A 23,623-nucleotide genomic window follows, 5' to 3' on the forward strand; every position below is an offset into this window, starting at 1 on the left:
CGTCAGATCCAGCCCTCTTCCCAGGCCCGGTGGGCGGCGGCGTGGCGGGTGGGGGAGCCCAGTTTGGCCATGGCGGAGGAGAGGTAGTTGCGGACGGTGCCGGGGGCCAGGTGGACCTGGGCGGCTATCTCGTTGACGGAGGAGCCGGTGCGGGAGGCGCGCAGGACGTCCAGTTCTCGGGCGGTGAGGGGGCAGGCGCCCTCGGTGAGGGCGGAGGCGGCTATGTCGGGGTCGACGTAGCGGCGGCCTGCGGCGACGTCGCGGAGGATCTCGGCGAGCCTGGCGGCGGACGTGCTCTTGGGCACGAAGCCGCTGACGCCCGCGGCCAGCGCGCGGCGGAGTACGCCGGGGCGGGCGTGGCGGGTGACGAGGACGACCCTGGTGTGCGGATCGGCCAGGATCTCTGCGGCGGCGTGCAGGCCGTCGGCGGGCGGCATCTCCAGGTCGAGGACGGCGATGTCGGGGCGGTGCTCGCGGGCCAGCCGCACCGCGTCGGTGGAGGTGGACGCCTCGGCGACGACCTCCAGGTCGTCCTCCAGGGCCAGCAGGGCCGCCAGCGCGCTGCGCAGGAGGTCCTCGTCGTCGGCGATCAGCAACCGGATCATTCCGCTCCCGCCGTGCCGGTCGGCAGTGACGCGACGACCTCGAACCAGCCGTCCTCGCTCCGCCATTCGAGTGCCCCCTCGGCGTTCCGCAGACGCTCGGCCAGAACGGGCAGCCCCGTGCCCGGCGCCTGCGGCGGCGAGCCGAGCGCGCCGTCGTTGCCGATGCGCAGCAGAGCGCGGCCGTTCTCGACACGGTAGGCGATGCGTGCGCGGTCCGCCTTGCTGTGGCGCAACACGTTGGTGGTCGCCTCGCGCATCACCAGCCCCAGCAGATGGCGCCCGGTCTCGGAGAGTTCCTGCGCGCCGTCGGCGCCCCGGTCGACGCTCGTCCGGATCTCGGCCGCCGCCAGCACCTTGGCCGCGTTGGCGATCTCCTCCTCCAACGCCGTGCGCCGGTACCCGTGCGCCACGGCACGGGTGTCGCGGAGCGCCTCGGCGGACAGCTCCCGCACCTCGCGCATCTCCGCGGCCGCCCGCGCCGGATCCACCTCCGCCAACCGCGCCGCGAGCTCGCTCTTGAGGGCGATGACCTGCAGATGGTGGCCTTGGATGTCGTGGAGGTCCGCGGCGAACCGCAACCGCTCCTCTTTGACCGCCAGCTCGGCGGCCAGCCGCCCGGCGGCGTTCAGCCGTTCGGCGACGTCCCACCCCCACAACATGCCCAGCGTCAGCCACGAGCTGATCGCGACCAGCGCCACCGGCACGACGACGGCGGACGCGCCTTCCCCGCCCCCGGAGGCCGCACCGATGACGCACCCGAGAACGGCGGCCACGACCACCGCGGCGGCGACCAGCATCCGCCGTCCCGCCGGCGGCAGGAACACCGCCACGACCGCCACCATTGCCGCCGGGGCCAGCGCCCACTCCTGGTACTCCCGCGCGACCAGCGCGACCGCCCCGAGCACGCCCGCCGCCGCGCACCCGCCCGCAAGCCACCCGACCGGCGAGCGCCCGCCCCGCAGACCGTCGGACGGGTGGGACAGCCGGAAGCGGAGCGACACGACGATCGCCGCGACGAGCACGGCGAGGGCGACGGCGCCGAGCGTCCTGGCCCAGCCGGGCACGCTGCGGTCCAGGGCCGAGCCGCCCGCGGTGACCACCAGGAAGAACACGAGGGTCCCGGTGAGGCTCCACCACGTGTAACGGCGGAAACCGCTCAGCCCGCTCCCGCGCTCCCTCGGTCCGCCGTCCACACGGCCATTGTGGCCTCCCGCCGCCGCACGCGGGAGCCGTCGGCCGACTGATGACAAATGTCATGAGAGGTCATGACAGCCCCACGCCCGCACGTGTGCTTCCGTCACTACTGCGCGTACCGGTCCTGCCGCAGTCTGAACACACCACCCGCTCCGGCACAGGAGGGCAGCGATGCCGCGCACGACCACCGGCCACGACCACCACACGGGCGCCTGGCGCCACTTCTTCCGCCACTACCTGGAAATGATCGCCGCGATGCTCGTCGGCATGGCCTTCTTCGGAGCGCTCATCCGCGGCGTACTGGCCCTGGCAGGCCTGGAGTTCCCGGCGGACCTCCCCGAGCTGACGCTCCTGGAGATGTCCTTCACCATGACGGTGGGCATGACCCTCTGGATGATCTACCGCGGCCACGGCCGGCCCGCCACCCTCGAAATGGCCGCTTCCATGGTCGTTCCAGCTCTCGTCCTGCTCCCGTTCCTCTGGCTGGACACGCTCACGGGCGACATGGCGATGCTTCTGGAGCACGTACTGATGCTCCCGCTCATGCTCCTGGTGATGCTCCGCCGCCGCGAAGAGTACGGAGCCCCCGCCCATGCTTGAGCGCATCGTCCGTCTCTGGCCCTTCGTCCTGGGCGTGGTCGTGGCGGTGTCCATGCCGACCGACGACTCCTCGGCCGAGACGGTGGCCCTCGCCAACGTCCTCCTCCTGCTGCCCCTGGTCTACCTCATGGTCGCCAAGGCGGGACGGCGCAAGGCGACCTGGCCGGTCCTCCTGCTCCTCACCGGCGCCTACGTGCTCCTGCGAGCGCTCGACGTGGTGGCCCCGTCCATCGTCTTCACCGGAACGGCACTGGCCGTCCTCGTCTGGGGCGCGCTCGACGGAGAATTCCGTGGTTCCCGCGTCTTCCGCATCCAGGCGCTCGGCATGCTCGCCTTCGGCGCGCTCGCCCTGACCGCTCTCTTCGTGGATCCCGTCCTGGGCCGCCATCTGGTCGCCGCGGGCTGGTTCCTCCACGGCATCTGGGACTTCGCCCACCTCAGAAAGGACGCCGTCGTCTCCCGCTCCTACGCCAAGTGGTGCGGCACCCTCGACCTCCTGGTCGCGGTCCAGCTCGTCCTCCTGGGAGGGTGAGGCGCCGCTCCGAAGGCGAAGGCTCGGAATCCCGGGGGATTCCGAGCCTTCGGCGTGCGGGAGGGCCTGCGGTTCGGGGGCTATGGGGGTTCTCCGTCGGGGTCAGGCGGGGAGGGGGTCTTCGATCAGGGGTAGTTCGGGTTGTTGGTGAGGGGGATCTCGATGCTGATCTCCTTGGCCTCGGAGACGTAGAGCAGCACGAACTTGCGGATGAACTCGTCGAGGGTCCAGTAGGCCGCGGGCGCCAGCGGGAAGGGGAGCAGCCCTTCGCGGACGGCGATGAACGGCATCCAGGCGGTCTCGAGGATCCCGGTGAAGACCGGCGTCCGGGGGAGCTTCAGCCATCCGGCGATCTCGTCGCCGAGCAGGAAGCGCGTGAACGCGGTGAGGACGGACCTGCTCAGGACGGTGCCGTCGAGCTGGGCTCCGAGGTCGAGGAGGATGTCGGCCAGCTTGATGCCCTCGGGGGTGGGGGCGAGCACGGTGTCCAGGGACTGCTTGGCCTGGGACTCGGCCGCGGTCCAGGAGTTGGGGATGTACTCCTCCTTGATGCCGAGCATGTAGGCGGTCAGCTGCCACGAGTGCAGGAAGGCGTCGGCCTCGGCGGCGGGGATCGGCACCCTCCAGCTCTTCAGCTGGCGCATGACGGTCGTGGGCAGGCTGTGCCAGGTGACCATCATGTCGAGCTGGCTGATCGGGACCGGCTCGTCGGCGACCTTGTCCCAGTGCGGGGACTTGGGCAGCAGGTGGCGCACGGCGGCGTGCACCAGGCGGGTCTTGACGCAGGTGACGATCATCTCGCCGTCGGGGGCGAAGGCGTTCCTGGTGCCGATGTCGTAACCGAGCTTGGCGGTCTTGGAGATGCGGTCCTTCATGTCCGCACCGCCCTGCGAGTAGTAGACGGCGCGCGCCTCCTTGGGGATGACCGTGCTGATCATCCCGCTGGCGAACCCGTAGAGCACGCCCAGGTAGAGCCCGCGCTTCTCGTTGAACTTGAAGGCGGTGGCGAGCTTGGCCTGGTCGGCCCACGACGGCAGCGCGCGGGCCTTCTCGATGAAGACGCGCAGGTCCGCGGGGAGGCCGGCCGGCAGCGCCTGGCCGTTCTTGGTCCACTCGCGCAGCAGCTTGTTGACCTGGGGCACGGCGCCCCGGTCGATCAGGGAGGCGACCAGGGGGTCGGCCTCGTCGTCCCACACCGTCCGCGGGTCGGCGCCGGCGCCCGCGCCCACGACCGAACCCTGGGGCGACCACGTCCACAGCGCCTGTGCGGGGGCGCCGGCGCCGAGCGCGCCGACCGCCCCCAGCGCCCCGCTCGCCAGCAACAGGTCGCGCCTGCTGGGCTTCTCCATGCCTTGCTCCTCTTCGGGCCGAGAGAGTGCCTTACTGATATGATGAAACACAGATTGATTCTGCGTATCATCGGTGGCGTCCTCATAACAGCACACCGTGACGGCCGTCACAAGGCCTATTGTTGGAGGACCGTCGCCGAGCGAGGCGGAAGCAGCCGCACCAGAGGAGACCATGGAACCCGTGCTGCCCTTCTTCATGGCGACCCCCGGCCCGGAGTCGCTGCTGGAGCGCGCCTACACCGACGCCGTCGAACGGGTCGGCGACACCGACGAGGCCCGCGTCCGCGTCCTCGACGCGGCGTACGAGCAGTTCTGCCGGATGGGCGTCCAGCGCTCCACCATGGAGGACGTGGCGCGGCGGGCCGGCGTCTCGCGCATCACCGTCTACCGCCGCTTCTCCACCAAGGACGCCCTGATCGAGCAGGTGGTCCGCCGGGAGTTCCGCCGCTACTTCGACCGCTTCCTCACCGACATCGCCCGCGCCGAGACCGTCGCCGACCGCGTGGTGCTGGGCTTCGTCAGCTCCTTGCGCGCCATCCGCGGCAACCCCCTGATCGGCGGCCTGATCGCCACCGAACCCGACCTCGTCGTCCCCTCCATGATCAGCGACGGCGGCCGCACCCTGGCCACCGTCCGCCAGTTCGTCGCCGGGCAGCTCCGCCGCGAGCAGCGCGCGGGCAACGTCTCGGCCGACCTGGACGTCGACTTCGTCGCCGAGATGATGGTCCGCGTCTCCGCCTCCTTCCTGGCGATCCCCAGCCTCCTGTTCGACCTCGACGACGAGGACCAGCTCGCCGCCCTCGCCCGCCGCTTCCTCGTCCCCATGCTGGAGCCGCCGGCCGCGCCGGAGTGATTTCGTTCGTGCTCCGCCATGGTTTCGCCATGGTTGGGCAGGGCGGCGGCGTCCGCGCATCCCGCCGGGGTTCGCCGAGGTCACCGGGGGTATCCGCCCCGCATGGGCAGCGAGATCGAGAGCATGGCCCCCGAGGCCGCACCACCGGTCACAGCCGACCGGCACAACGTCGAACTGGTCGTCAACAAAGTGCCCCGGCGGCTCGAAGTCGAGTCCTGGGTCACCCTCCTGGACCTCCTGCGCGACCGGCTGGACCTCATCGGCACGAAGAAGGGCTGCGACCACGGGCAGTGCGGCGCCTGCACGGTGCTGCTGAACGGCGTGCGCGTCAACTCGTGCCTCACCCTGGCCGTCATGCAGGACGGCGCGGAGGTCGTCACCGTCGAGGGACTCGCCGAGGGCGAGCGGCTGCACCCGCTCCAGCAGGCCTTCATCGACCGCGACGCCTTCCAGTGCGGCTACTGCACGCCGGGCCAGCTCTGCTCGGCGGTCGGGATGCTGGACGAGCTCGACGGCGCGCCGGATGGAGACGACGCGGTGCGGGTGCGCGAGATGATGAGCGGCAACGTGTGCCGCTGCGGCGCCTACCCGCAGATCACCCAGGCCGTGCTCGACGTGCTCACCGCCTCCCGCGGCGAGGGCGGTGCCGCATGAGGGCCTTCACCTTCTCGACCGCCCGCACCGTGGAAGAGGCACTCGACGCGCTCGCCGACGGCGCGACCGGACCGGTACGGCCCATCGCCGGCGGCACCAACCTGCTCGACCTGATGAAGGAGGACGTGGCACGGCCGGTGGCGCTGGTGGACGTCAACCGCCTCGGCCTGGACGAGATCCGCCCGAGTGAGGAAGGCGGCCTGCTGCTGGGCGCGATGGCCCGCAACGCGGCGACCGCGCGGAATCCGGAGGTGCGCCGCCGCTACCCCCTCATCTCGGCCGCGATCCTCGCCGGAGCCTCCCCGCAGATCCGCAACATGGCGACCAACGGCGGCAACCTGCTGCAGCGCACCCGCTGCCACTACTTCTACGACGTGGGGACGCCCTGCAACAAGCGCGAGCCCGGCACCGGATGCGGCGCGATCACGGGCCTGGCGCGCCAGCACGCCATCCTCGGCGCCAGCGAGCAGTGCATCGCCACCCACCCCTCGGACTTCTGCGTGGCGCTGGCCGCGCTCGGCGCCACCGTGCACGTGCGCTCGACCGAGGGAAGGCGGGCCATCCCCTTCGACCGGTTCCACCGCCTGCCCGGCGACGAGCCACAGCGCGACACCACGCTCGGCGAGAACGAGCTGATCACCGCCATCGAGCTCCCGCCCGCCGACGAGTTCGCCGCCCACTCCACCTACCTGAAGGTGCGCGAACGGGCCTCCTACGCCTTCGCCCTGGTCTCGGTCGCCGCCGCACTCGACCTCGACGAGGACGGCGTCGTACGGGGAGCGCGCCTCGCGCTCGGCGGCGTGGCGCACAAGCCGTGGCGGGTGCCCGCGGCGGAGGCCGTCCTGGTGGGCGCGCGCCCCACTCCCGCCGCGTTCGAGGCCGCCGCCGAGACCGTGCTCGAAGGGGCGCGCAGCCAGGGCGACAACGCGTTCAAGATCCCGCTCGCCCACCGCGCGGTGGTACGGGCGCTGGGCATGGCCCTCGACGGCGTCCCGTCGAACACCGGCCTGCTCGGGCTCCCGTTCTTCACCAGCGAGCCGTTCGAAGGACCCCCGCTGGACCGCATGGACACCGAGGAGCAGCCGTGACCGACCTGATCGCCGACCTCAACGCCCCGACCGCGCCGGTCGGCACCGGCACCGTGCGGCTCGGCCAGCCGGTGTCGCGCGTGGACGGCGTGGCCAAGGTGACCGGAGGCGCCCGCTACGCCGCGGAGCACCCCGCCGACGGCCTCGTGCACGGCGTGGTGGTCAACAGCACCATCGCCAGGGGCCGGATCGTCTCCATCGACACCCGCAAGGCGAGGGAGGTCCCGGGCGTGCTGGCCGTGCTGACGCACGAGAACCGGCCGCGGATGCGTTCGCTCGGCTTCGCCTTCAAGGACCTGACGGCTCCCGCGGGCTCGCCGTTCAAGCCGCTGCACGACGACCGCGTCCGCTACAGCGGCCAGCCCGTGGCGCTGGTCCTGGCCGAGACGTTCGAGGCCGCGCGGGCGGCGTCACGCCTGGTACGGGTGCGCTACGACGAGCGTCCGCACGACACGAACCTGCTGGCGAGCCTCCGGCGGGCGCACCGCCCCCGGCCTCTGAAGTTCGGATACAAGCCGCCGCCGTCCGAGAAGGGCGACGCGCGGGCCGCCTACGGTGCCGCCGAAGTGAAGATGGACGCCGTCTACACCGCCGGAGTCGAGCACCACAACCCCATGGAGATGTTCGCCTCGACCGTCATCCGCGGCGAGGACGGCCACCTCACGATCTACGACAAGAACCAGAGCTCCATCAACTGCCGCTCCTACGTATCGCGCGTGTTCGGCCTGAAGAAGAGCCAGGTGACCGTACGCAACCCCTACGTCGGCGGCGCGTTCGGCTCGGGCCTGCGTCCGCAGTACCAGCTGCCCCTGGCGGTGATGGGAACGCTGTACCTGGGACGTTCGGTGCGCGTGGTGATGACCCGCCAGCAGATGTTCACCTTCGGGCACCGGCCCGAGACGTGGCAGCGGGTGCGCCTGGCGGCCGACCGCGACGGCACGCTGCGCTCCATCGAGCACGTGGCGATCGCCGAGACGTCGCGGATGGAGGACTACACCGAGGTCGTCGTCAACTGGTCGGGCAAGTTGTACGCGTGCGACAACATCCGCCTCGGCTACCGGCTCGTCGACCTCGACCAGTACACGCCCATCGACATGCGGGCCCCCGGCGCGGTGCACGGCGTGCACGCGCTCGAGGTGGCCATGGACGAGCTCGCCGTCGAGCTGGACATGGACCCGCTGGAACTGCGGCTGCGCAACTACACCGAATATTCGCCGATGGAGGACCTGCCGTACTCGTCCAAGGAACTGCGGGCCTGCTACACCCGGGGCGCCGAACGCTTCGGCTGGGCCGAACGCCCCCCGCGCCCCCGCTCCATGCAGGACGGGCACGAGCTGGTGGGCTGGGGCATGGCCACCGGCATCTGGGACGCCGCCCAGTTCTACGGCCGCGCCACCGCGGTACTGCACACGGACGGACGCCTCGTCGTCAGCAGCGCCGCCAGCGACATCGGCACCGGCACCTACACGGTGATGGCGCAGATCGCGGCCGCGACCATGGGCCTGCCGCTGGAGAACGTGATCTTCCAGCTGGGCGACTCGAACCTGCCGCTGGCCTCCGTCGAAGGCGGCTCCAGCCACGTGGCGACGATCGGCTCGGCCGTCGAGGGCGCCTGCGTCGAACTGCAGCAGAAGCTCCTCCGCCTCGCCCGCCGCCTGCCCGGCTCCCCGTTCGAGCACCTGACCCTCGACCAGGTCGAGTTCGCCGACGGCCACCTGCGCGTCCCGGGCTCCCCGGAGCGCTCGATGCGCCTGGTGGACCTCCTGGCCGCGGCGGGCGAGCAGCGCCTCGAGGCGAGCCACACCCTGGTGTCCAACATGCTCCGCAAACGCAAATGGGCGCTGGGCACCCACTCGGCGGTCTTCTGCGAGGTCAAGGTCGACGAGGACCTCGGCACGGTACGCGTCACCCGCGTGGTGAGCGCCGTGGCCGCGGGCCGCATCATGAACCTGAAGACGGCGACCTCGCAGATCTCCGGCGGCGTGGTGTGGGGCATCAGCGGTGCCCTCCACGAGGAGACCTACAGCGACCACCGCCTCGGTCGCTTCATGAACCACAACCTCTCCGAGTACCACGTCCCGGTGAACGCCGACATCGCCGACATCGAAGTCCTCTTCGTCGACGAGGAGGACCGCATAGCCAGCCGCCTCGGCGCCAAGGGCGTCGGCGAGATCGGCATCGTCGGCGTCTCGGCCGCCGTCTGCAACGCCATCTACCACGCCACCGGCCGCCGCATCCGCAGCACTCCCATGACCCCGGACAAGGTCATGCGCCCCTGGTGAATGGTCGCCCGGCACCGCCCGCTCATTCGACCCGAGCAGGCGGTGCCGCTTTCTTTTCCACGATCACCGGTGACCGGGAAATGCGCCGCGGGCCGATCAGGGGGCGATGGTCATGGTCCGGTCGTAGAGGTTGGTGGAACTGTTCCAGCCGCGGACCTGGTAGACGGCGTCGAAGACCATGTTCGTGGTGCTGGGGCACAGGAAGGAGCCGGAGATCTTGGTGAGGACGGCCGTGGTGTCGAATTCGAGTTGCAGGTGGTTGTTGAGGGGATAGGGCCGGGAGGAATTGGTCCCGTTGTAGAGCCGGGCGGGGATGGTGGCGGAGTAGGAGCAGGGGGCGGGAGAGGTCATCGAGAAGACGGCGGGCAGCGTGGCGTTGCCGTCCCAGGTGCCCCCGACGTAGGTGAAGGAACCGCCGGAGACGGTGATGGCGAGCCCGCCGCTGCACGTGCCGGGGAAAAACGTGTTGGAGACGGTGACGGGGGAGCCGGAGGCGGCGACCGTCCCCTCCATGGCGACGGGGGCGCAGCCCTGCGAGGCCAGGGCGACGGCCAGCCAGCCGCCGTGATTGCCGATCGTGGTGGCGGACGCGGGACCGCCGAACATCAGCGCCGTCATCATCGCCGTGAAAAGGACGGCGAGCGCGCGGACGATTCTCATGTCTCCTGCTTTCGGGTTTTCCGGGGGCCTTGCTTCCGCACGTGTCGGGCGGGCGGAAGCGGATACGAGGATGAACGATCACTGTGAACGTAGAAAATGGGTAAGATTCCGTCAACGGGCGAAAAGCGTAGACTTTTGGCCGGAATATGACAGAAGGCAGAAATGCTATTTTCTGCTGGGGATTTTCCGGCAGATCTTGAACTCGCGATGCGCCTGATGACGCACGCCCCGCCCGCGGAACCGGCGCTGGTCGAGGAACTGGTGGGCGCTCCGACCGGTCCCGACCGGCGGGAACACGACTTCTTTCAGCGGGTGGTGATGATCCGGCCGTACTCGTGGACGAGGTAGGTGCCGGCGACGCCGATCAGCCGGGTGGAGCCGGGGAGGCGGGCCAGGTCCTCGGGCCGGGTGTTGAGGCCGCCGTAGGGGAGGGCGCGGGTCTTCCAGCGGCCCTTGGCGGTGCGGTGGTAGAGGCGGTCTGCGTCGTCGGGGCCGATGGCGGGGTCGGAGCCGAGGGCCCACATGCCGCCGCGGCCGTCCGGGACGGCGATCTGCAGGACCTTGCTTCGGGCGGGACCGGGCTTCTCGACACGCCAACGGTGGCCGTTCCCGGAGACGATGCGGCTTTCCCCCGACAGTGGGACGCCGTCTTCGGTCGACCGTTTCGTGGAGAAACCGACGGTGACGCGCTCGTCCTGGACGTCCAGGGACGTCGTCTCCCAGCGGGAGACGCCTCCGGGCAGTGTGACCTTGACGGCCTTCCAGCGGGTCCCGGTCCAGCGGAGCAGTCGGTGACCGCTGAACCAGTCGATCGCCCAGATCCGGCCCGCGCCCGACCGGACCTTCAGATAGGAGTGCTGCGAGCCCGGTACGGTCTTCGTGCGCCAGACGCGGCCGTTGTAGTGCCAGGCCTTGTCCTTCTTCGTCCTGGCGTCCGTGCCGAAGACCCAGACGTCCTTCCGGCCCTTCACCGCGATCTGGTCGAGCAGCATGCCGGGGAAGGACCGGACCTTCGACCAGCGCCGCCCGTCCCAGCGGACCACCCGGCTTCGGGCCGCCCCCTCGTTCCCGTCGTGAGTCGACATCAGCGCCCACACGCGGGAAGGCCCCGAAGCGGCGGCTTCGACCTCGAGGTTGAGCGCGTCGCCGAACCCGCCGGGCATCGGAGTGGCACGCCACGTCCTGCCGTTCCACCGGTAGGCGAGCGGCTTCCGGGGTTCGCCTCTGACGAAGAACGCGAACCCGGACTTCGCTCCGGTCATGACGATCCGGCTCGCCACTCCGTCCACCTTCTCGAGCACCTTGAACGGCGACGCCGGAGCGGCGTGGGAAGGCGCGGCGGGGGCGAAGGCCGCCACGAGCACGAGAGGAGGCAGGAGCTTGCTGCGCGGCATGATCGACATCTTCCCACTGCCACTGGCCGTCAGAACCCGAGGGGGCCCGGCGAAAGTCGCCACCGGCCGTAAGAATGTGCCGCTTCCGCGCACTACCCAGGACAGAACCATGGAAAGGGTACGGCTTGGATCCCGCGGAGCGCTTCACCGCCCTGTACGACGAGTGCCATCCGAAGGTCTTCGCCTATGCGGTGACGGTGGCGGGCCGGGACCTGGCCGAGGAGGTGGCGGGAGAGACCTTCTGCATCGCCTGGCGGCGGTTCGCCGACCTGCCCGATCCACCGCTCCCCTGGCTGCTGGGCGTGGCGCGGAACGTGGCCAGGAAGAACTTCCGGGACGAGGCGCGGCAGGACTCCCTGGCCCGGGAGCTGAGAGGCTGGGCGACCCCGGAGGACGACGTCGGCGAGCAGGTGGCCGAGCGCGCCGAGCTGCTGCACCGGCTGGCGGCCCTGTCCGAGGCCGACCGCGAGGCGCTCACCCTGATCGCCTGGCACGGCCTCTCCGCCGCCGAGGCGGCCCGGGTCGTCGGCTGCTCCAAGGCGGCGTTCTTCGTCCGCCTGCACCGCGCCCGCAAACGGCTGGCCCGGCCCGCCCCGCCCGCGCTCGCCGCCCTGATCCCCGAGGCCACCTGATGCCCGCCCGACCCGGGAGGACCCCCATGCCCGACGACCTGCTCCAGGCCCTCGCCGCCGCCCGGCCCGACCTCGGCCCCGCCCCCGACCGGACCCGGCGCGACCGCGACCTGACCCGCGCCCTCGCTTCCGCTCCCGACGCCTCCTCGGCACCGGCCCGGCGCGGCCGGTCTCTCTGGAAGGCCGCGGGCCTGGGCGTCGTCGCGGCCGGAACCGCCGTGGCGGTCATCGCCACCACCGGCACGACACCGCCGACGCCGCAGAGCCGCCCGTCCGAGACCGCCCCGACACCGCTGTCCGCCCGCGAGATCCTCCTCGCCGCGGGCGCGTCCTCGCTGAAGGCACCCGCGGCCGAAGGCGACTTCCTCTACACCCGCTGGATCTCCGGACGGCAGATCTCGATCCCCGGCAAGGACTACCTGCTCGACAGCCGGACGGAACAGGAGATGTGGCGCGCGAAGGAACCCGGCCACTACCAGTACATGATCAACCGGGATCTGGGCACCGCACTCGCCTCTTCGGCCGCCGAGCAGGCATGGAAGGCCGACGGCTCCCCCCGCGGCTGGACGTTCGAGACCCCTCCCTTCGAGTTCTTCGGCATGTCCCAGGAGAGGGGCCGTGTGCGCGTCAAGCTCGAACCTCCTGCCACCACCCCGGACGTCTGGCGGCACGTCTCCGACTTCGGCGTCGGCCGCATCGGCTCCCGCCTCGCGACCCCGGAGAACCTCGCGAAGCTCCCGACCGACCCGAAGGCCCTCTACGACCGCCTCCTCCGCGAGATGACCGCCATGACCGACGCCGCTCCGAAGGAGAACCGGCCCGACCCCGTCCAGCACAGGTACCTCCTCTCCGGTGACCTCTTCCGCGCGGGCGTCGACCTGGTCGCCCGCCTTCCGGTCTCTCCCGCCCTCCGATCGGCGGCCTTCGGCATGCTCTCCCACATCCCCGGCGTCGAGTCCCGCGGCGAGATGACCGACCCTTTGGGCCGTACGGGCCAGGCCATCGCCCTCACCGGCAGGGCCGACAGCAACTTCGTGCGGAACGGCGAAATGGTGCAGGGAGGAACCCTTTACGACACCGTCCTCATCATCGACCCGTCCACCGGCACCGCCCTGGCCACCGCCGACCAGATCTCCAAGCCCGTCTGGCCCCCCTCCGACAGGCAGGGCCAGTGGCGCTCCTACGAACTCTTCCAGGAGTCCCGCTGGATCCCGGCCCTCCCCATGTCCCGCCTCAAGCACGCCAAGCACTCCCGCTGACGCCTCGAAGCATCGCCTTCGCGGACCTCCCGAGACTCACCGGTGCGGGTCTCGGCGGCTGCGGAGCTGCTCGGACGGCGTGCTGGAGGGCTGGAGCAGTCGCTGCCAGCCGTGCTCGACCGATCGGCGGCATCGGTCGGGGGCGTCTCCGGCGCTGGTGAACAGCGCGGTCAGCAGGGGGATGCCGTGGGCGAGCGTCTCGGGCGGCAGGGGGCCGGTGGCGGTGAGGGAGGCCAGGCCGTGTCCGACGATCCAGCTTTGGGTGGCCAGTTCGAGCGGGTCCACGTCGTCGCGGAAGCGGCCTGCGTCCTTGGCCCGTTCGACGGCCTGGACCAGGGCGTACAGGGTCTCGTCGGCGGCCCGCGGGTCCTGGAGTTCGAAGGTCGCGTCGAACATGACGCGGTACAGGTCGGGGTCGTCCAGGGCGTTGCGCAGGTAGGCGGCGCCCAGGGCGGCCAGGTCCCGGACCGGGTCCGCGGACGCCGCCACCGTCGTGAGCCTGGCCGCCAGGCGGGTGAAGCCCTCCTGCCGCAGCGCCTTCCACACGCCGTCCATGCCGTCGAAATAGGTGTAGACGGCCATGGTCGACACGCCGGTCCCCGCCACCAGGGAGCGGAGCGTGAGGGGCTCGCGGGTCCGGAGCATGTGCGCGGCGCGCTCGAGGAGCAGGGTGCGGACCGCGGGGTCTCTGGTCCTTGCCATGCCCCCACAATACATAGCAATGCTATGTATTGTGGGACGTGAGCCCGCGGGGCTCCGACGACAAGGAGACAGCATGGCCGTGACCCTGGTGAACCCCGACGGACTGCCCAAGCCCGAGGTCTACCGGCAGATGTCCATCGCCACGGGGTCGAAGCTGGTGTTCCTCGCCGGCCAGGTCGCCCGCGACGCCGAAGGGAACAGGGTCGGCGAAGGAGACCTGGCCGCCCAGGTCGAGCAGTGCTACCTCAACATCGGCACCGCCCTGGCCGAGGCCGGCGCGTCCTTCGACGACGTGGCGAAGCTGACCGTCTACCTCGTCGACTGGACCCCGGACAAGATGCCCCTGCTGGGAGAGGGCGTCGCCCGGGCGGCCGCGAAGCTGGGCGTCGACCCGGTCAAGCCGATCACCCTGCTGGGCGTCGCCGCGCTGGGCGAGCCCGACCTCCTGGTCGAAGTCGAGGCCACCGCGGTCATCGACTGACCGCGGAAAGGGAAGACGGCCCGTTCTCCGACTCCGGCGTCGGCCGCATCGGCTCCCGCCCTGCGACCCCGGAGAACCGCGGGACGGGCGCCGGGGCATGGCGCCCGTCCCGCGTCGGAGCGTTCGCCCTAGTCGCCCAGGGACGTCGCTTCCGGCGGGGCGTCTTCAGGGCGAGCCGAGCCGCTCCCGCAGGGAGTCGACCGGCGCGAGCGCTTCGGCCAGGCGGGCGGGGACGGGCACCGCCTGCGCGGCCTCGGGGGAGACGACCGCGTAGACGATCTCCCCGGTGCAGGTGATCCGCCCGTCCTTGCGGAAGGCGAAGTCCAGCGTGAAGCTCTTCGTGCCGATGCGGGCGGTGCCGACCAGGACCTCCACGCGGTCGTGCGTCTTGATCGAGTCCTTCCAGTCGAGCTCGGCGTGGACGACCTGCACTCGGCGTGCTCAGCGAAGCCACACGACGTGCAAAGAAAAGTGGACTGATCAGGCCGGTTACTCCGGCTGATGTGGTGGCAGCGGCTGCATTCCTGCGAGGTGTGGCGGGAATCGACGAACGCCACCGCCACCCCGACCCGAGCGGCCTTGTAGGAGATGTATGCACCGAGTTGTGCGAACGACCAGGAATGCAGCGTGACCCGCTGGGGCTTACGAAGCCGTACCCTGTCGCGGATACCGCCCAGGTCCTCCAGGGCGATGCCGCGGCAGGTGCGTTGAGCCTCGGTCACGAGCTTCTTGGCGATGCGGTGATTGGTGTCGGCCGCGAACCGCGCCTCCCGGCCCGACAGCTTGCGCATGAGCCGTTTGGTGGACTTGGTGCCCTTCTTCTGGAGTTTGCGGCGCAGTCGCCGGTGCCGGTGACGGACCTGGTTGAGGTGCTTTCCTGCATACCGGTCGCCGTCGCTGGTGGTGGCGATGTTCACGATGCCCAAGTCCACCCCCAGGAAGCCGACCGGATCGAGCAAGGCGGGTTCGGGAACCTCGCAGGTGGCGTACAGGTACCACCTCCCGCCCCGGAACACCAGGTCGGACTCCCCGCGCCGATGCTCGGTGAGCATCTTCCACTGGGCCGGCGAGCACTGGAACGGGATGTTCTTCACGCGGCCGTGGACGGTCCAGATCGAGACGGTGCGGGTATCCAGTTGCCAGGACAGGCAGCGGTCGTCGAACGGCTGGGCGGCGTCCTTGCGGAAGCGCACCGGCTTGGACTCCACCGCCCGGCGCCGCCTGGAACCCACCGGGCGGTGGTTACCGGCCCTCAGGTTCGCTTTCAAGGTGGCGTAGGCGCCGGCGGTCTTACGCACGACGTGCAGAGCGGGTTGGGCGGACAGGCCCATCGCCTTCACCTCTGCGTACACCAGCCGCTGGAGCGCCCGGCTGCTGGTGACACCGGTGTCGAACGCACGCCGGGAAGCGTGGTCGGCGGCCCGGTTGCAGATGTGCAGCGTCTCTCGCAAAGCCACCACGGTGGCCTCGTCCGGGAGCAGCTTCACCTGCACCACCAGCTTCACACCCGCAACATAGCGTCCCCTCCACGGCACTGAGAGTGTTTCCTGAATTCCGGCCGTGAACGGCCGGAGTTCCTTGCTAGACCCTGTTGAACATGACGCTCTGGGAGTCGATCTCGTAGAACCGGGGGTGAACGAGAAGGAGTGGCCCTTGTCCGTCGCCATGGGGAGCTCCTCGCCGTGGGGATCACACCTGGGAACCGCTTCAGCGCACGGCTCCGGGCATCCATCTGATTCAGTCGGTGCCACAGACGCCCAGAGGCTATCGAAGCGTCCTGCGCGGCTCACCGGGAGGAAGCCGCTACGACAACGTTCTCATCGTCGACCCGCCCCGTGTCGGGAGTGGTCTCAGCGGGGACGGCTGGAACGTCCGTTCTGGACGGAGGCGACCGCGAAGACGGCGAGGAAGACCGTCGCCAGCGGGCTGAAGCCGGGCGGGCACTACCCGGTCGGGCGCGTGACGTCGCCGGGTCAGGCGGAAGGCGTTGAAGCGGGCCGGGCCGGGGGGAAGAGGGCGGTGACGGCGCGGATGACGGCGGCGCGGCGGGCGGAGGGGGCGGGGTCGGCGGCGGTGCGGGGGGCGACGGCGGCCAGGGCGGTCTGGTCGAGCCAGGTGTGGGTGATCTGGACGACGAGGGCCATGATGTCGACGGGGTCCCAGGTGGGGTCGAGGTCGCCTGCGCGCTGGGCGCGGCGGAGCTTTTCGATCTTGCCGAGGAGGGCGTCGCGGTAGAGGGCGGGGCCGGGGGCGCCGTCGCGGGGGTCGGCGGCGAGTTCGAGGCGGCCCCAGGCGATGAACCGGTAGCGGTCGGGGTGGGCGGTGAAGTAGTCGAACAGCTGGGCCGCGTAGGAGGGGAGGTCGGCGGGGTCCAAATGGGCGGCTTCGGCCGCGGCCGCGAGTTCCTGCGAGGCGATGAAGCCGTAGAGGTCCTCCTTGCTGCGGAAGTGGGCGTAGACCCGTTCCTTGCTGGTGCGGGCGGCCTTGGCGATCCGGTCGACGCGGGCGCCGGCGATGCCGTGCCGGGCGAACTCGGCCTGGGCGGCGGCGACGATCCGGTCCCTGGTCGAGTCGGGGCTGGTCATGCCCCCAGCCTAGCCGACCGAACCGTTCGGTTTGATTCGTGGAGCGGGATGGGTAGTCTGACGACAAGGCCATACCGAACGGTTCGGTACGGCTCCGGGCGTTCCGTCCTCCGCGAAGGGGCTTCTTCATGCAGCAGCGCACTCTGGGCCGCCAGGGCCTGGTCACCTCCGCTCTCGGCTACGGCGCGATGGGCATCTCGATGGCGTACGGTCCCGGCGACACCGCCGAGGGCGTCGCGGCGATCCGGCGCGCCCACGAGCTGGGCGTCACCCACTTCGACACCGCCGAGCTCTACGGCTGGGGCGAGAACGAGAAGGTCGTCGGCCGGACCGTCGCGCCGTTCCGCGACGAGATCACCATCGCGACGAAGTTCGGCTTCACCCGCGAGATGGGCACCGACTCGCGGCCCGAGCACATCCGCGAGGTCCTCGACAACAGCCTGCGCCACCTCGGCGTCGACCACGTCGACGTGCTCTACCAGCACCGCGTCGACCCGGACGTGCCGATCGAGGACGTCGCCGGAACCGTCAAGGAGCTCATCGAGGCGGGCAAGGTGAAGTACTTCGGCCTGTCCGAGGCGGGCCCGCAGACCATCCGCAAGGCCCACGCCGTCCACCCCGTCTCGGTCCTGCAGACCGAGTACTCCCTGTTCGAACGCGACGTGGAGCAGCTCCTCCCGGTCCTGCGCGAACTGGGCATCGGCTTCGTCGCCTACTCCCCGCTGGGCCGCGGCTTCCTCACCAACGCCGTCAAGCCCGCCGCCGCCTACGACGAGACCGACATGCGCCGCGCCCTCGACGCCCGCTGGCAGCCCGGCAACTTCGAGAAGAACGCCGAAGCCGTCCGCCGGCTGACCGACCTGGCCGCCACCAAGAACGCGACCGTCGCCCAACTCGCCCTCGCCTGGCTCCTCGCCCAAGGCGACGACATCGTCCCCATCCCCGGTACCCGCAGCCCCGACCGCGTGGCCGAGAACACCGCCGCCGCCGACCTCTCCCTCACCCCCGCCGACCTGGACGCCATCACCCGGATCCTGCCCGACGGCGGCTTCGGCGCCCGCTACGCCCGACTCCCCACCTGGATCTGACCCGCCCTCAGGAGGCGCCGGGCCGCTCGAGCGGCATCGTGTCTCCGCCGTGCGGGAACCATCTGGTTTCTTTAACAGTCCGTTTGGTCGGTTAGTGTACGGCTTGTGACTGGAACGAACGACACCTCGCCGGCGCGGGCCGGGCGCCGCGAATGGCTCGCGCTCGGCGTCCTCGTGCTGGTCGTCCTGCTCCTGACCATCGACGGCACCGTCCTCTACCTGGCGGTCCCGTCGCTGACGGCCGACCTCGGACCGTCGGCGACGGAGCTGTTGTGGATCGGGGACATCTACTCCTTCGTCCTGGCCGGACTGCTCATCACGATGGGCAACCTGGCCGACCGGATCGGCCGCAAGCGGCTGCTGCTGATCGGCAGCGGCGCGTTCGGCGCCGCGTCGGTGGCGGCGGCCTTCGCCTCGGACCCGGAGACGCTGATCGCGGCCCGGGCCCTGCTGGGCGTCGCCGGCGCGACGCTGATGCCCTCGTCGCTGTCGATCGTGCGCGCGACGTTCACCGACGCCGGGCAGCGCACGCGCGCCATCGCGATCTGGTCGGCCGGCGCCACCGCCGGCGCCGCCGCGGGGCCGCTGGTCGGCGGCCTGCTGCTGGAGAACTTCTGGTGGGGCTCGGTCTTCCTGATCAACATGCCGGTCATGCTGCTGGTCCTGGTCACCGGATATCTTCTGCTGCCGGAGTCGCGCGGCCGTTCCGACCAGCCGGTCGACCTCGCCTCCTCGGCGCTGTCGATCCTCGCGATCGTCCCCCTGGTGTACGCGGTCAAGCACTGGGTGGGCTCCGGCCCGGACTGGAGCGTCCCCGCGACCGCCGCGGTCGGGCTCGCCGCGGGGTGGGCGTTCCTGCGCCGCCAGAAGCGGCTGAGGTTCCCGCTCCTGGACGTCTCGCTGTTCAAGGTCCCCGCCTTCGCCGGATCGGTGGCCGCGAACGCGCTGGCGATCTTCGCCTTCATGGGGCTGCTGTACTTCTTCTCCCAGTACCTGCAGCTCGTGCGCGGATACGGTCCGCTGCAGGCGGGGCTGGCCGAGCTGCCCTCGACGATCGCCTCCATGGCCGTCATCGTGTTCGTCGGCGCCCTGGCCGCCAGGCTCGGCACGGGGCGTTCGATCGGCGCCGGGCTGGCCGCCGGAGCCGTCGGCCTCGCCGGTCTGGGGCTCGCCGCCTCCCTGCCGTCGTACTGGGGTCTGGGCGTCTTCCTGGTCGTCATCGGCCTGGGGATCGGCATCGCCATGACCCTGTCCACCGACGCCGTGGTCACCGCGGTCCCCAAGGAGAGGGCCGGCGCCGCCTCCTCGATCGCCGAGACCGGCTACGAACTCGGCGGAGCCCTGGGCATCGCGGTCCTGGGCTCGATCCAGGTCGCGGTCTACCGCGCCGATCTGGACCTGCCGCCCGCCCTGCCGCCGGCCGACACCGCAGCCGTCGAACAGTCGCTGGCCACCGCCGTGGCCGCGGTCGCCGACCACGACGCCCTCGCCGCCGCCAGGGAGTCCTTCACCACCGCGGTGCAGGCCACGGCCTTCCTCGCCGCCGCGATCCTCGCCGTGTCGGCGGTGCTCGCCTGGCGCGTCATCCCCTCGGCCACCGCCGGGACGGAGGAGGAGCATGTCCACGCCTGAACGCCGGACCCGCGACAAGGAACGCACCCGCCGTGCGATCCTCGACACCGCCGAGAGGGTCTTCACCGAACGCGGCGCCCAGGTGAGCCTGGGCGACATCGCCGCCGCCGCGGGCGTCACCAAGGGCGGCCTCATGCACCACTTCCCCTCCCGGGAAGCCCTGGTCCAGGCGGTGTACCGGAACTCCGCCCACCGCATGTGGGACGAGGTCCGCGCGCACATCGACCTCTCCGAGAACCGGCCGGGCAAGTTCACCCGCGGCTACGTCCGGGCCCTCACCGGAGACAGCGAGTACCTGGTCGGCGCCTTCTCCGTCACCGGTCTCTTCGCCGTGCTCGGACCCCCGGCGCAGGACGAGGAGTTCAGCCGGCGCGACGCGCGGGCGTGGGACGAGGCCTTCGCCGCCGACGGGCTCCCCGAAGGGCGGGCGCTCGCCATCCGCTACGCCGCGGAAGGCCTCGCCACCGCGCTCTCGACCCCCTACCTGACCCCCGAGCAGCTCACCGTGGCCCGCGCGGAACTCCTCACCCTCACCGAACCGCCCTGGACCTGACAAGGCGGGCGTCCGGCGTCGGATCGGGACACGCGGCACGGAACGCCGCCCGTACACCTCGACCACTACCGCGCCTGGACCTCCGGGACGGAGCGGGAGGTCCAGACGCGGCCGGACGGGGTGCGCCTGGTGCCCCGGGCGCCGATGACGAGCAGGCACTTCATGTCGATGGACGCGGGGTCGAGGTCGCCCAGGGTGGTGATGACCAGGGACTCCTCGGCGCGGCCGATGTCGCGGCCGACGATGACGACGGTGTCGGCGGGGCGGTGGTCGAGGAGGACCTTCCGGGCTTCGGCCACCTGGGTGGTGCGGGAGCGGGAGGCCGGGTTGTAGATGCCGAGGACGAGGTCGGCCTCGGCGACGGCGCGCAGCCGCTTCTCGATGACGGGCCAGGGCTTGAGGCGGTCGGAGAGGCTCATGACGGCGAAGTCGCCACCGAGGGGGGCGCCCGCGCGGGCGGCGACGGCCTGGACGGCGGTCATGCCGGGGACGACGCGGATGGGGACGTGCCGCAGGTCGGGGTGCTCGGCGGCCTCGAAGACCGCGGCGGCCATGCCGAAGACCCCCGCGTCGCCGCCGGAGACCACGGCGACGCGCTCCCCGGCGGCGGCCAGGCGCAGCGCGTGGGCGGCGCGGTCGACCTCGACGGTGTTGCCGCTGGCGTGGCGCCGCAGGCCCGCCCGCTGGGGGACGCGGTCGACGTACGGGGCGTAGCCCACGATGTGGTCGACGCCCGCCAGCACCTCGGCGGCCTCGGGAGTGAGCCACGCGTCCGGGCCGGGACCCAGCCCGACGACGAGGAGCTCGGCGGCTTGGGCCCCGGCCGACGCGGGCCGCGGAGACGGGGCGGGCGCGCCGGTGAGGCGTGCGGCGGGGGCGCTGGTGGGGCGGACGCCGTTGGCGCTGTCGCCGGTGACGACGATGACGGAGAAGTACGGGACGGAGGCCGGGTCGACCTCGCGGGCGGGGCGCCAGCACTCCTCGGGCATGGAGGCGCGTTCGACGTACAGGGCGTCGTCGAGGCGGCCCGCCTCGGTCAGCGCCTGGAGGACGCCGGGGAAGGTGCGGCCGAGCTTCATGATGATGGCGCCCTGGGTGTCGGCGAGGCGGCGGGCCAGCTCGGGGACGGGCAGGGTGCCGGGCAGGATCGTCAGGACGTCGGTGTGGCGGACGAGGGGGCTGGCGATCGCCGCGGTGGCCGCCGAGACCGAGGTCACGCCGGGGACGATCTCGGCGGGGAAGCGGGGGGAGAGGCGGTCGTGCATGTACATGTACGAGCCGTAGAAGAGGGGATCGCCCTCGGAGAGCAGGACGACGTCGCGTCCGGCCGTCAGGTGCCGGGCGAGCCGTTCGGCGGACTCCTCGTAGAACTGGGCGATCGCCCCGGCGTAGCCGCCCGGATGGTCGGTCGTGCCCGTCGTCACCGGGTAGACGAGGCGTTCCTCGATGACGCCCTCGGGGAAGAGCCCGGCGGCGATGCGCCGGGCGTTGGAGCGCCCGCTGGACTTGGCGTGGTAGGCGATGACGTCGGCTCCGGCGATGAGCCGCGCCGCCTTGAGCGTGAGGAGGTCGGGATCGCCCGGCCCGACGCCGACACCGTAGAGCTTTCCGGTCATTCCGCTTCCTGTGCCAGTGCGTTGAGGGCGGAGGCGGCCATGGCGGAGCCGCCACGACGCCCCCGGACGGTGAGGAACGGCACGTCGAGCTCGAAGGAGGCGAGCGCCTCCTTGGACTCGGCGGCGCCGATGAAACCCACGGGGACGCCGATGATCGCGGCGGGCCGGGGCGCTCCGTCGAGCAGCAGCTCCAGCAGGTGGAACAGCGCGGTGGGCGCGTTCCCGATCGCCACCACGGCGCCTTCGAGCCGCTCGCCCCACAACGACACCGCGGCCGCCGAACGCGTCGTGCCCCACGCGCGGGCCAGGTCCGGGACGCGCGGGTCGCGCAGCAGGCAGACCACCTCGTTGTCCCGCGGCAGCCGCGCCCGGGTCACTCCGGAGGCGACCATGTGCGCGTCGGTGAGGATCGGCGCGCCCGCCTCCAGCGCGGCGCGGGCCGCGGAGGCGAGCCGCTCGTGGACGACGAGGTCGCGGGCGAGGTCGACCTGCCCGGCGGCGTGGATCATCCGGACGGCGACCTTCTCGGCGTCGGCCGGCAGGTGCGCCAGGTCGCTCTCGGCGCGGATCGTCGCGAACGAGTCCACGTAGATCGCGGCGCCGTCGGTGAGGTAGTCGAATCGCCTGGCGGGGCGAGTCGGTTGCATGAGGACTCCTTGGAACGGAGCCGCGCCGGACGACGGCGGGTGCTCCGCGAGAAGCGGGAAGACGGACGGAGGGTCAGGAAGGCTCCAGGTCGGGGACGACGACGCTGCGCCAGGGCGTGACGACGAGCCGCGGCGCCAGTGCCGCCAGCCGCACCGCCTCGGCGGCGGTCAGCAGCCCGTCCGGAACGGCGACGTGCTCGGCGCGCCGCCCGTCGTCCTGCCGGATCGCCCCGAACGGCGGGGGTCCGCCGCCCGGAACGTGCGGTGGGGGAGAGGGCGGCTCCTCCAGCAGCTCACGGCCGCTCTGCGGGAGTTCGTCCACATGCCAGGGCGCGGCCGGCCCCGAGCCGCGGACGTGCAGGAACCTGCGCGCCAGTGCGATCAGCGCGGCCGGGGCGTCGGCGGGACCGACCACCGGCCCCCCGTGCCCGCTGCCGACCCGCAACCGCACGCGGGAGGCGTCGAGTGCGAAAAGCCCCAGGTCGAGCTCCCGGCCCGCGATGTCCCCGCGCCCGTCGTCGAGGCAGAACAGGAACCGTCCCGGCAGTTCCGCCAGAACGGGATCGCCGCACAGCAGCCGGTCGAGCTCCGCGGTGACGCCCCGGAGGTCCGCTCGCCCCCCGGCGAGCCCGGTCAGCGGCGAGGCCAGGATGTTGCGGGCCCGCTCGTGCGCCGGGCTGGGCAGCAGCCCCGTCTCGCGCACCGCCTCGACGACCTCCGCGGGAACCCGCCCGCCGTCGTGGGGAAGCCCGCGGATCTGCAGGTTGGCGCGGGTGGTGAGATGCAGGTTCCCGTCGCCGAAAAGCCCGGCGACCCGGGCGATCCCGCGCAGTGCGGGCGCGCCGATGAGGCCGCCGGGGAGCCGCAGCCGGATGAGCGCTCCGTCGTCGGCGAGCCAGGGTCGCAGAACGCCGGGGCAGCGGTCGGCTCGGTCTCGCATCACGGCGCCATGGTGCCACAGCACCGCGAATGCCCCGTGAACGGCAGAGCGGATGCACTGGGCGAGAACGGGCAGCTGGTACATTGCCCGTGCCTTGGTGTTCGGGAAGTCCGGTGCGAATCCGGCGCGGCCCTCGCCACTGTGAACGCCGAGTCGCACGACCCTCGCCGACGAGCCAGCTCGTCGGGGCCACTGGACGGACCAGTCCGGGAAGGCCGGATGTGCGGCGCTGAAGCGTGAGCCAGGAGACCGGCCGAGGTGCGTCATGTTTTCCACG

23 protein-coding genes, 1 pseudogene and 1 riboswitch are annotated in these 23,623 nt (G+C 71.6%); of the genes and pseudogenes, 12 read left to right on the forward strand and 12 right to left on the reverse strand.

From position 1 onward, the window contains the following. Positions 1-2 precede the first annotated feature (2 nt). Entirely contained in the window at positions 3-605 is a 603-nt protein-coding gene (locus ABD140_RS02330; protein WP_344236132.1) for a response regulator transcription factor, read from the reverse strand. Then, complete coding sequence (locus ABD140_RS02335; RefSeq protein WP_344236134.1) at positions 602-1,798, reverse strand: sensor histidine kinase; 1,197 nt, start codon at positions 1,796-1,798, stop codon at positions 602-604. Before ABD140_RS02335 ends, ABD140_RS02330 begins: the two co-directional genes overlap by 4 nt. A gap of 172 nt (positions 1,799-1,970) precedes the next feature. Here ABD140_RS02335 and ABD140_RS02340 point away from each other — a divergent pair, with 172 nt between their 5' ends. Continuing rightward, a complete protein-coding gene (locus ABD140_RS02340; RefSeq protein ID WP_344236136.1) occupies positions 1,971-2,399 on the forward strand; it encodes a hypothetical protein in 429 nt (142 codons plus the stop codon). Further along, complete coding sequence (locus tag ABD140_RS02345; RefSeq protein WP_344236138.1) at positions 2,392-2,931, forward strand: hypothetical protein; 540 nt, start codon at positions 2,392-2,394, stop codon at positions 2,929-2,931. The genes ABD140_RS02340 and ABD140_RS02345 overlap by 8 nt, the downstream gene beginning before the upstream one ends. 125 nt (positions 2,932-3,056) lie before the next feature. Here ABD140_RS02345 and ABD140_RS02350 read toward each other — a convergent pair whose 3' ends face one another. Next, a complete protein-coding gene (locus tag ABD140_RS02350; RefSeq protein WP_344236140.1) occupies positions 3,057-4,280 on the reverse strand; it encodes an oxygenase MpaB family protein in 1,224 nt (407 codons plus the stop codon). Between the two features lie 172 nt (positions 4,281-4,452). Between ABD140_RS02350 and ABD140_RS02355 the strand changes: the two genes are divergently transcribed. The 4 genes from ABD140_RS02355 (at position 4,453) to ABD140_RS02370 (ending at position 9,157) form a co-directional block, all read left to right on the forward strand. Continuing rightward, the gene (locus ABD140_RS02355; RefSeq protein ID WP_344236142.1) at positions 4,453-5,133 is read left to right on the forward strand and encodes a TetR/AcrR family transcriptional regulator; all 681 of its coding nucleotides are present in this window, start codon (positions 4,453-4,455) and stop codon (positions 5,131-5,133) included. A 102-nt stretch (positions 5,134-5,235) separates the two neighbouring features. Continuing rightward, entirely contained in the window at positions 5,236-5,787 is a 552-nt protein-coding gene (locus ABD140_RS02360; RefSeq protein ID WP_344236144.1) for a (2Fe-2S)-binding protein, read from the forward strand. Beyond that, complete coding sequence (locus ABD140_RS02365) at positions 5,784-6,875, forward strand: FAD binding domain-containing protein (protein WP_344236146.1); 1,092 nt, start codon at positions 5,784-5,786, stop codon at positions 6,873-6,875. The genes ABD140_RS02360 and ABD140_RS02365 overlap by 4 nt, the downstream gene beginning before the upstream one ends. Further along, positions 6,872-9,157, forward strand: a complete 2,286-nt coding sequence (locus ABD140_RS02370) for a xanthine dehydrogenase family protein molybdopterin-binding subunit (protein ID WP_344236148.1) — start codon at positions 6,872-6,874, stop codon at positions 9,155-9,157. Before ABD140_RS02365 ends, ABD140_RS02370 begins: the two co-directional genes overlap by 4 nt. A gap of 96 nt (positions 9,158-9,253) precedes the next feature. Here ABD140_RS02370 and ABD140_RS02375 read toward each other — a convergent pair whose 3' ends face one another. Both ABD140_RS02375 and ABD140_RS02380 read right to left on the reverse strand, forming a co-directional pair. Further along, positions 9,254-9,817 carry a hypothetical protein gene (locus ABD140_RS02375; RefSeq protein WP_344236149.1) on the reverse strand — a complete coding sequence of 188 codons (564 nt, stop codon included), beginning with the start codon at positions 9,815-9,817 and terminating at the stop codon, positions 9,254-9,256. Positions 9,818-10,122: 305 nt separating this feature from the next. Continuing rightward, the gene (locus tag ABD140_RS02380) at positions 10,123-11,211 is read right to left on the reverse strand and encodes a hypothetical protein (protein WP_344236150.1); all 1,089 of its coding nucleotides are present in this window, start codon (positions 11,209-11,211) and stop codon (positions 10,123-10,125) included. 125 nt (positions 11,212-11,336) lie between these two features. Here ABD140_RS02380 and ABD140_RS02385 point away from each other — a divergent pair, with 125 nt between their 5' ends. Together ABD140_RS02385 and ABD140_RS02390 are read left to right on the forward strand one after the other, a co-directional pair. Continuing rightward, positions 11,337-11,843, forward strand: a complete 507-nt coding sequence (locus tag ABD140_RS02385) for an RNA polymerase sigma factor (protein ID WP_344236151.1) — start codon at positions 11,337-11,339, stop codon at positions 11,841-11,843. Positions 11,844-11,869: 26 nt separating this feature from the next. Beyond that, positions 11,870-13,102 (forward strand): CU044_5270 family protein, encoded by a 1,233-nt coding sequence (locus ABD140_RS02390; protein ID WP_344236153.1) that lies wholly within the window; start codon positions 11,870-11,872, stop codon positions 13,100-13,102. A 36-nt stretch (positions 13,103-13,138) separates the two neighbouring features. On the opposite strand, the gene ABD140_RS02395 is transcribed toward ABD140_RS02390, so the two are convergent. After that, the gene (locus ABD140_RS02395) at positions 13,139-13,804 is read right to left on the reverse strand and encodes a TetR/AcrR family transcriptional regulator (protein WP_344236155.1); all 666 of its coding nucleotides are present in this window, start codon (positions 13,802-13,804) and stop codon (positions 13,139-13,141) included. A 73-nt stretch (positions 13,805-13,877) separates the two neighbouring features. On the opposite strand from ABD140_RS02395, the gene ABD140_RS02400 reads away from it, so the two are divergent. Next, positions 13,878-14,285, forward strand: a complete 408-nt coding sequence (locus ABD140_RS02400) for a RidA family protein (protein WP_344236157.1) — start codon at positions 13,878-13,880, stop codon at positions 14,283-14,285. A gap of 165 nt (positions 14,286-14,450) precedes the next feature. On the opposite strand, the gene ABD140_RS02405 is transcribed toward ABD140_RS02400, so the two are convergent. From ABD140_RS02405 to ABD140_RS02415, 3 genes and pseudogenes are all read right to left on the reverse strand, one after another. Next, positions 14,451-14,717 carry an acyl-CoA thioesterase gene (locus ABD140_RS02405; RefSeq protein WP_344236159.1) on the reverse strand — a complete coding sequence of 89 codons (267 nt, stop codon included), beginning with the start codon at positions 14,715-14,717 and terminating at the stop codon, positions 14,451-14,453. A gap of 56 nt (positions 14,718-14,773) precedes the next feature. Beyond that, a pseudogene (locus ABD140_RS02410) lies at positions 14,774-15,952 on the reverse strand (RNA-guided endonuclease InsQ/TnpB family protein); the annotation flags it as partial. A 306-nt stretch (positions 15,953-16,258) separates the two neighbouring features. Beyond that, the gene (locus ABD140_RS02415; protein WP_344236161.1) at positions 16,259-16,870 is read right to left on the reverse strand and encodes a TetR/AcrR family transcriptional regulator; all 612 of its coding nucleotides are present in this window, start codon (positions 16,868-16,870) and stop codon (positions 16,259-16,261) included. Positions 16,871-16,998: 128 nt separating this feature from the next. Between ABD140_RS02415 and ABD140_RS02420 the strand changes: the two genes are divergently transcribed. The 3 genes from ABD140_RS02420 to ABD140_RS02430 all read left to right on the forward strand — a co-directional run bounded on the left by ABD140_RS02420 (position 16,999) and on the right by ABD140_RS02430 (position 20,143). Further along, positions 16,999-17,958, forward strand: coding sequence for an aldo/keto reductase (locus tag ABD140_RS02420; protein ID WP_344236163.1), 960 nt, complete (start codon positions 16,999-17,001; stop codon positions 17,956-17,958). A gap of 105 nt (positions 17,959-18,063) precedes the next feature. Then, positions 18,064-19,590 (forward strand): MFS transporter, encoded by a 1,527-nt coding sequence (locus tag ABD140_RS02425; protein WP_344236165.1) that lies wholly within the window; start codon positions 18,064-18,066, stop codon positions 19,588-19,590. Beyond that, entirely contained in the window at positions 19,577-20,143 is a 567-nt protein-coding gene (locus ABD140_RS02430) for a TetR/AcrR family transcriptional regulator (RefSeq protein ID WP_344236167.1), read from the forward strand. Before ABD140_RS02425 ends, ABD140_RS02430 begins: the two co-directional genes overlap by 14 nt. Before the next feature lie 65 nt (positions 20,144-20,208). Here the strand turns inward: ABD140_RS02430 and ABD140_RS02435 are convergent, their stop codons facing one another. The 3 genes from ABD140_RS02435 to ABD140_RS02445 form a co-directional block, all read right to left on the reverse strand. Next, entirely contained in the window at positions 20,209-21,759 is a 1,551-nt protein-coding gene (locus tag ABD140_RS02435; protein ID WP_344236169.1) for a precorrin-2 C(20)-methyltransferase, read from the reverse strand. Then, entirely contained in the window at positions 21,756-22,406 is a 651-nt protein-coding gene (locus ABD140_RS02440) for a precorrin-8X methylmutase (protein WP_344236171.1), read from the reverse strand. The genes ABD140_RS02435 and ABD140_RS02440 overlap by 4 nt, the downstream gene beginning before the upstream one ends. Before the next feature lie 73 nt (positions 22,407-22,479). Further along, a complete protein-coding gene (locus tag ABD140_RS02445) occupies positions 22,480-23,346 on the reverse strand; it encodes a nitrite reductase (protein ID WP_344236427.1) in 867 nt (288 codons plus the stop codon). A gap of 78 nt (positions 23,347-23,424) precedes the next feature. Further along, positions 23,425-23,618: riboswitch (cobalamin riboswitch) on the forward strand. Positions 23,619-23,623: the final 5 nt, after the last annotated feature.

The organism is Actinocorallia libanotica, from assembly GCF_039525175.1.
Taxonomy (GTDB): domain Bacteria; phylum Actinomycetota; class Actinomycetes; order Streptosporangiales; family Streptosporangiaceae; genus Actinocorallia; species Actinocorallia libanotica.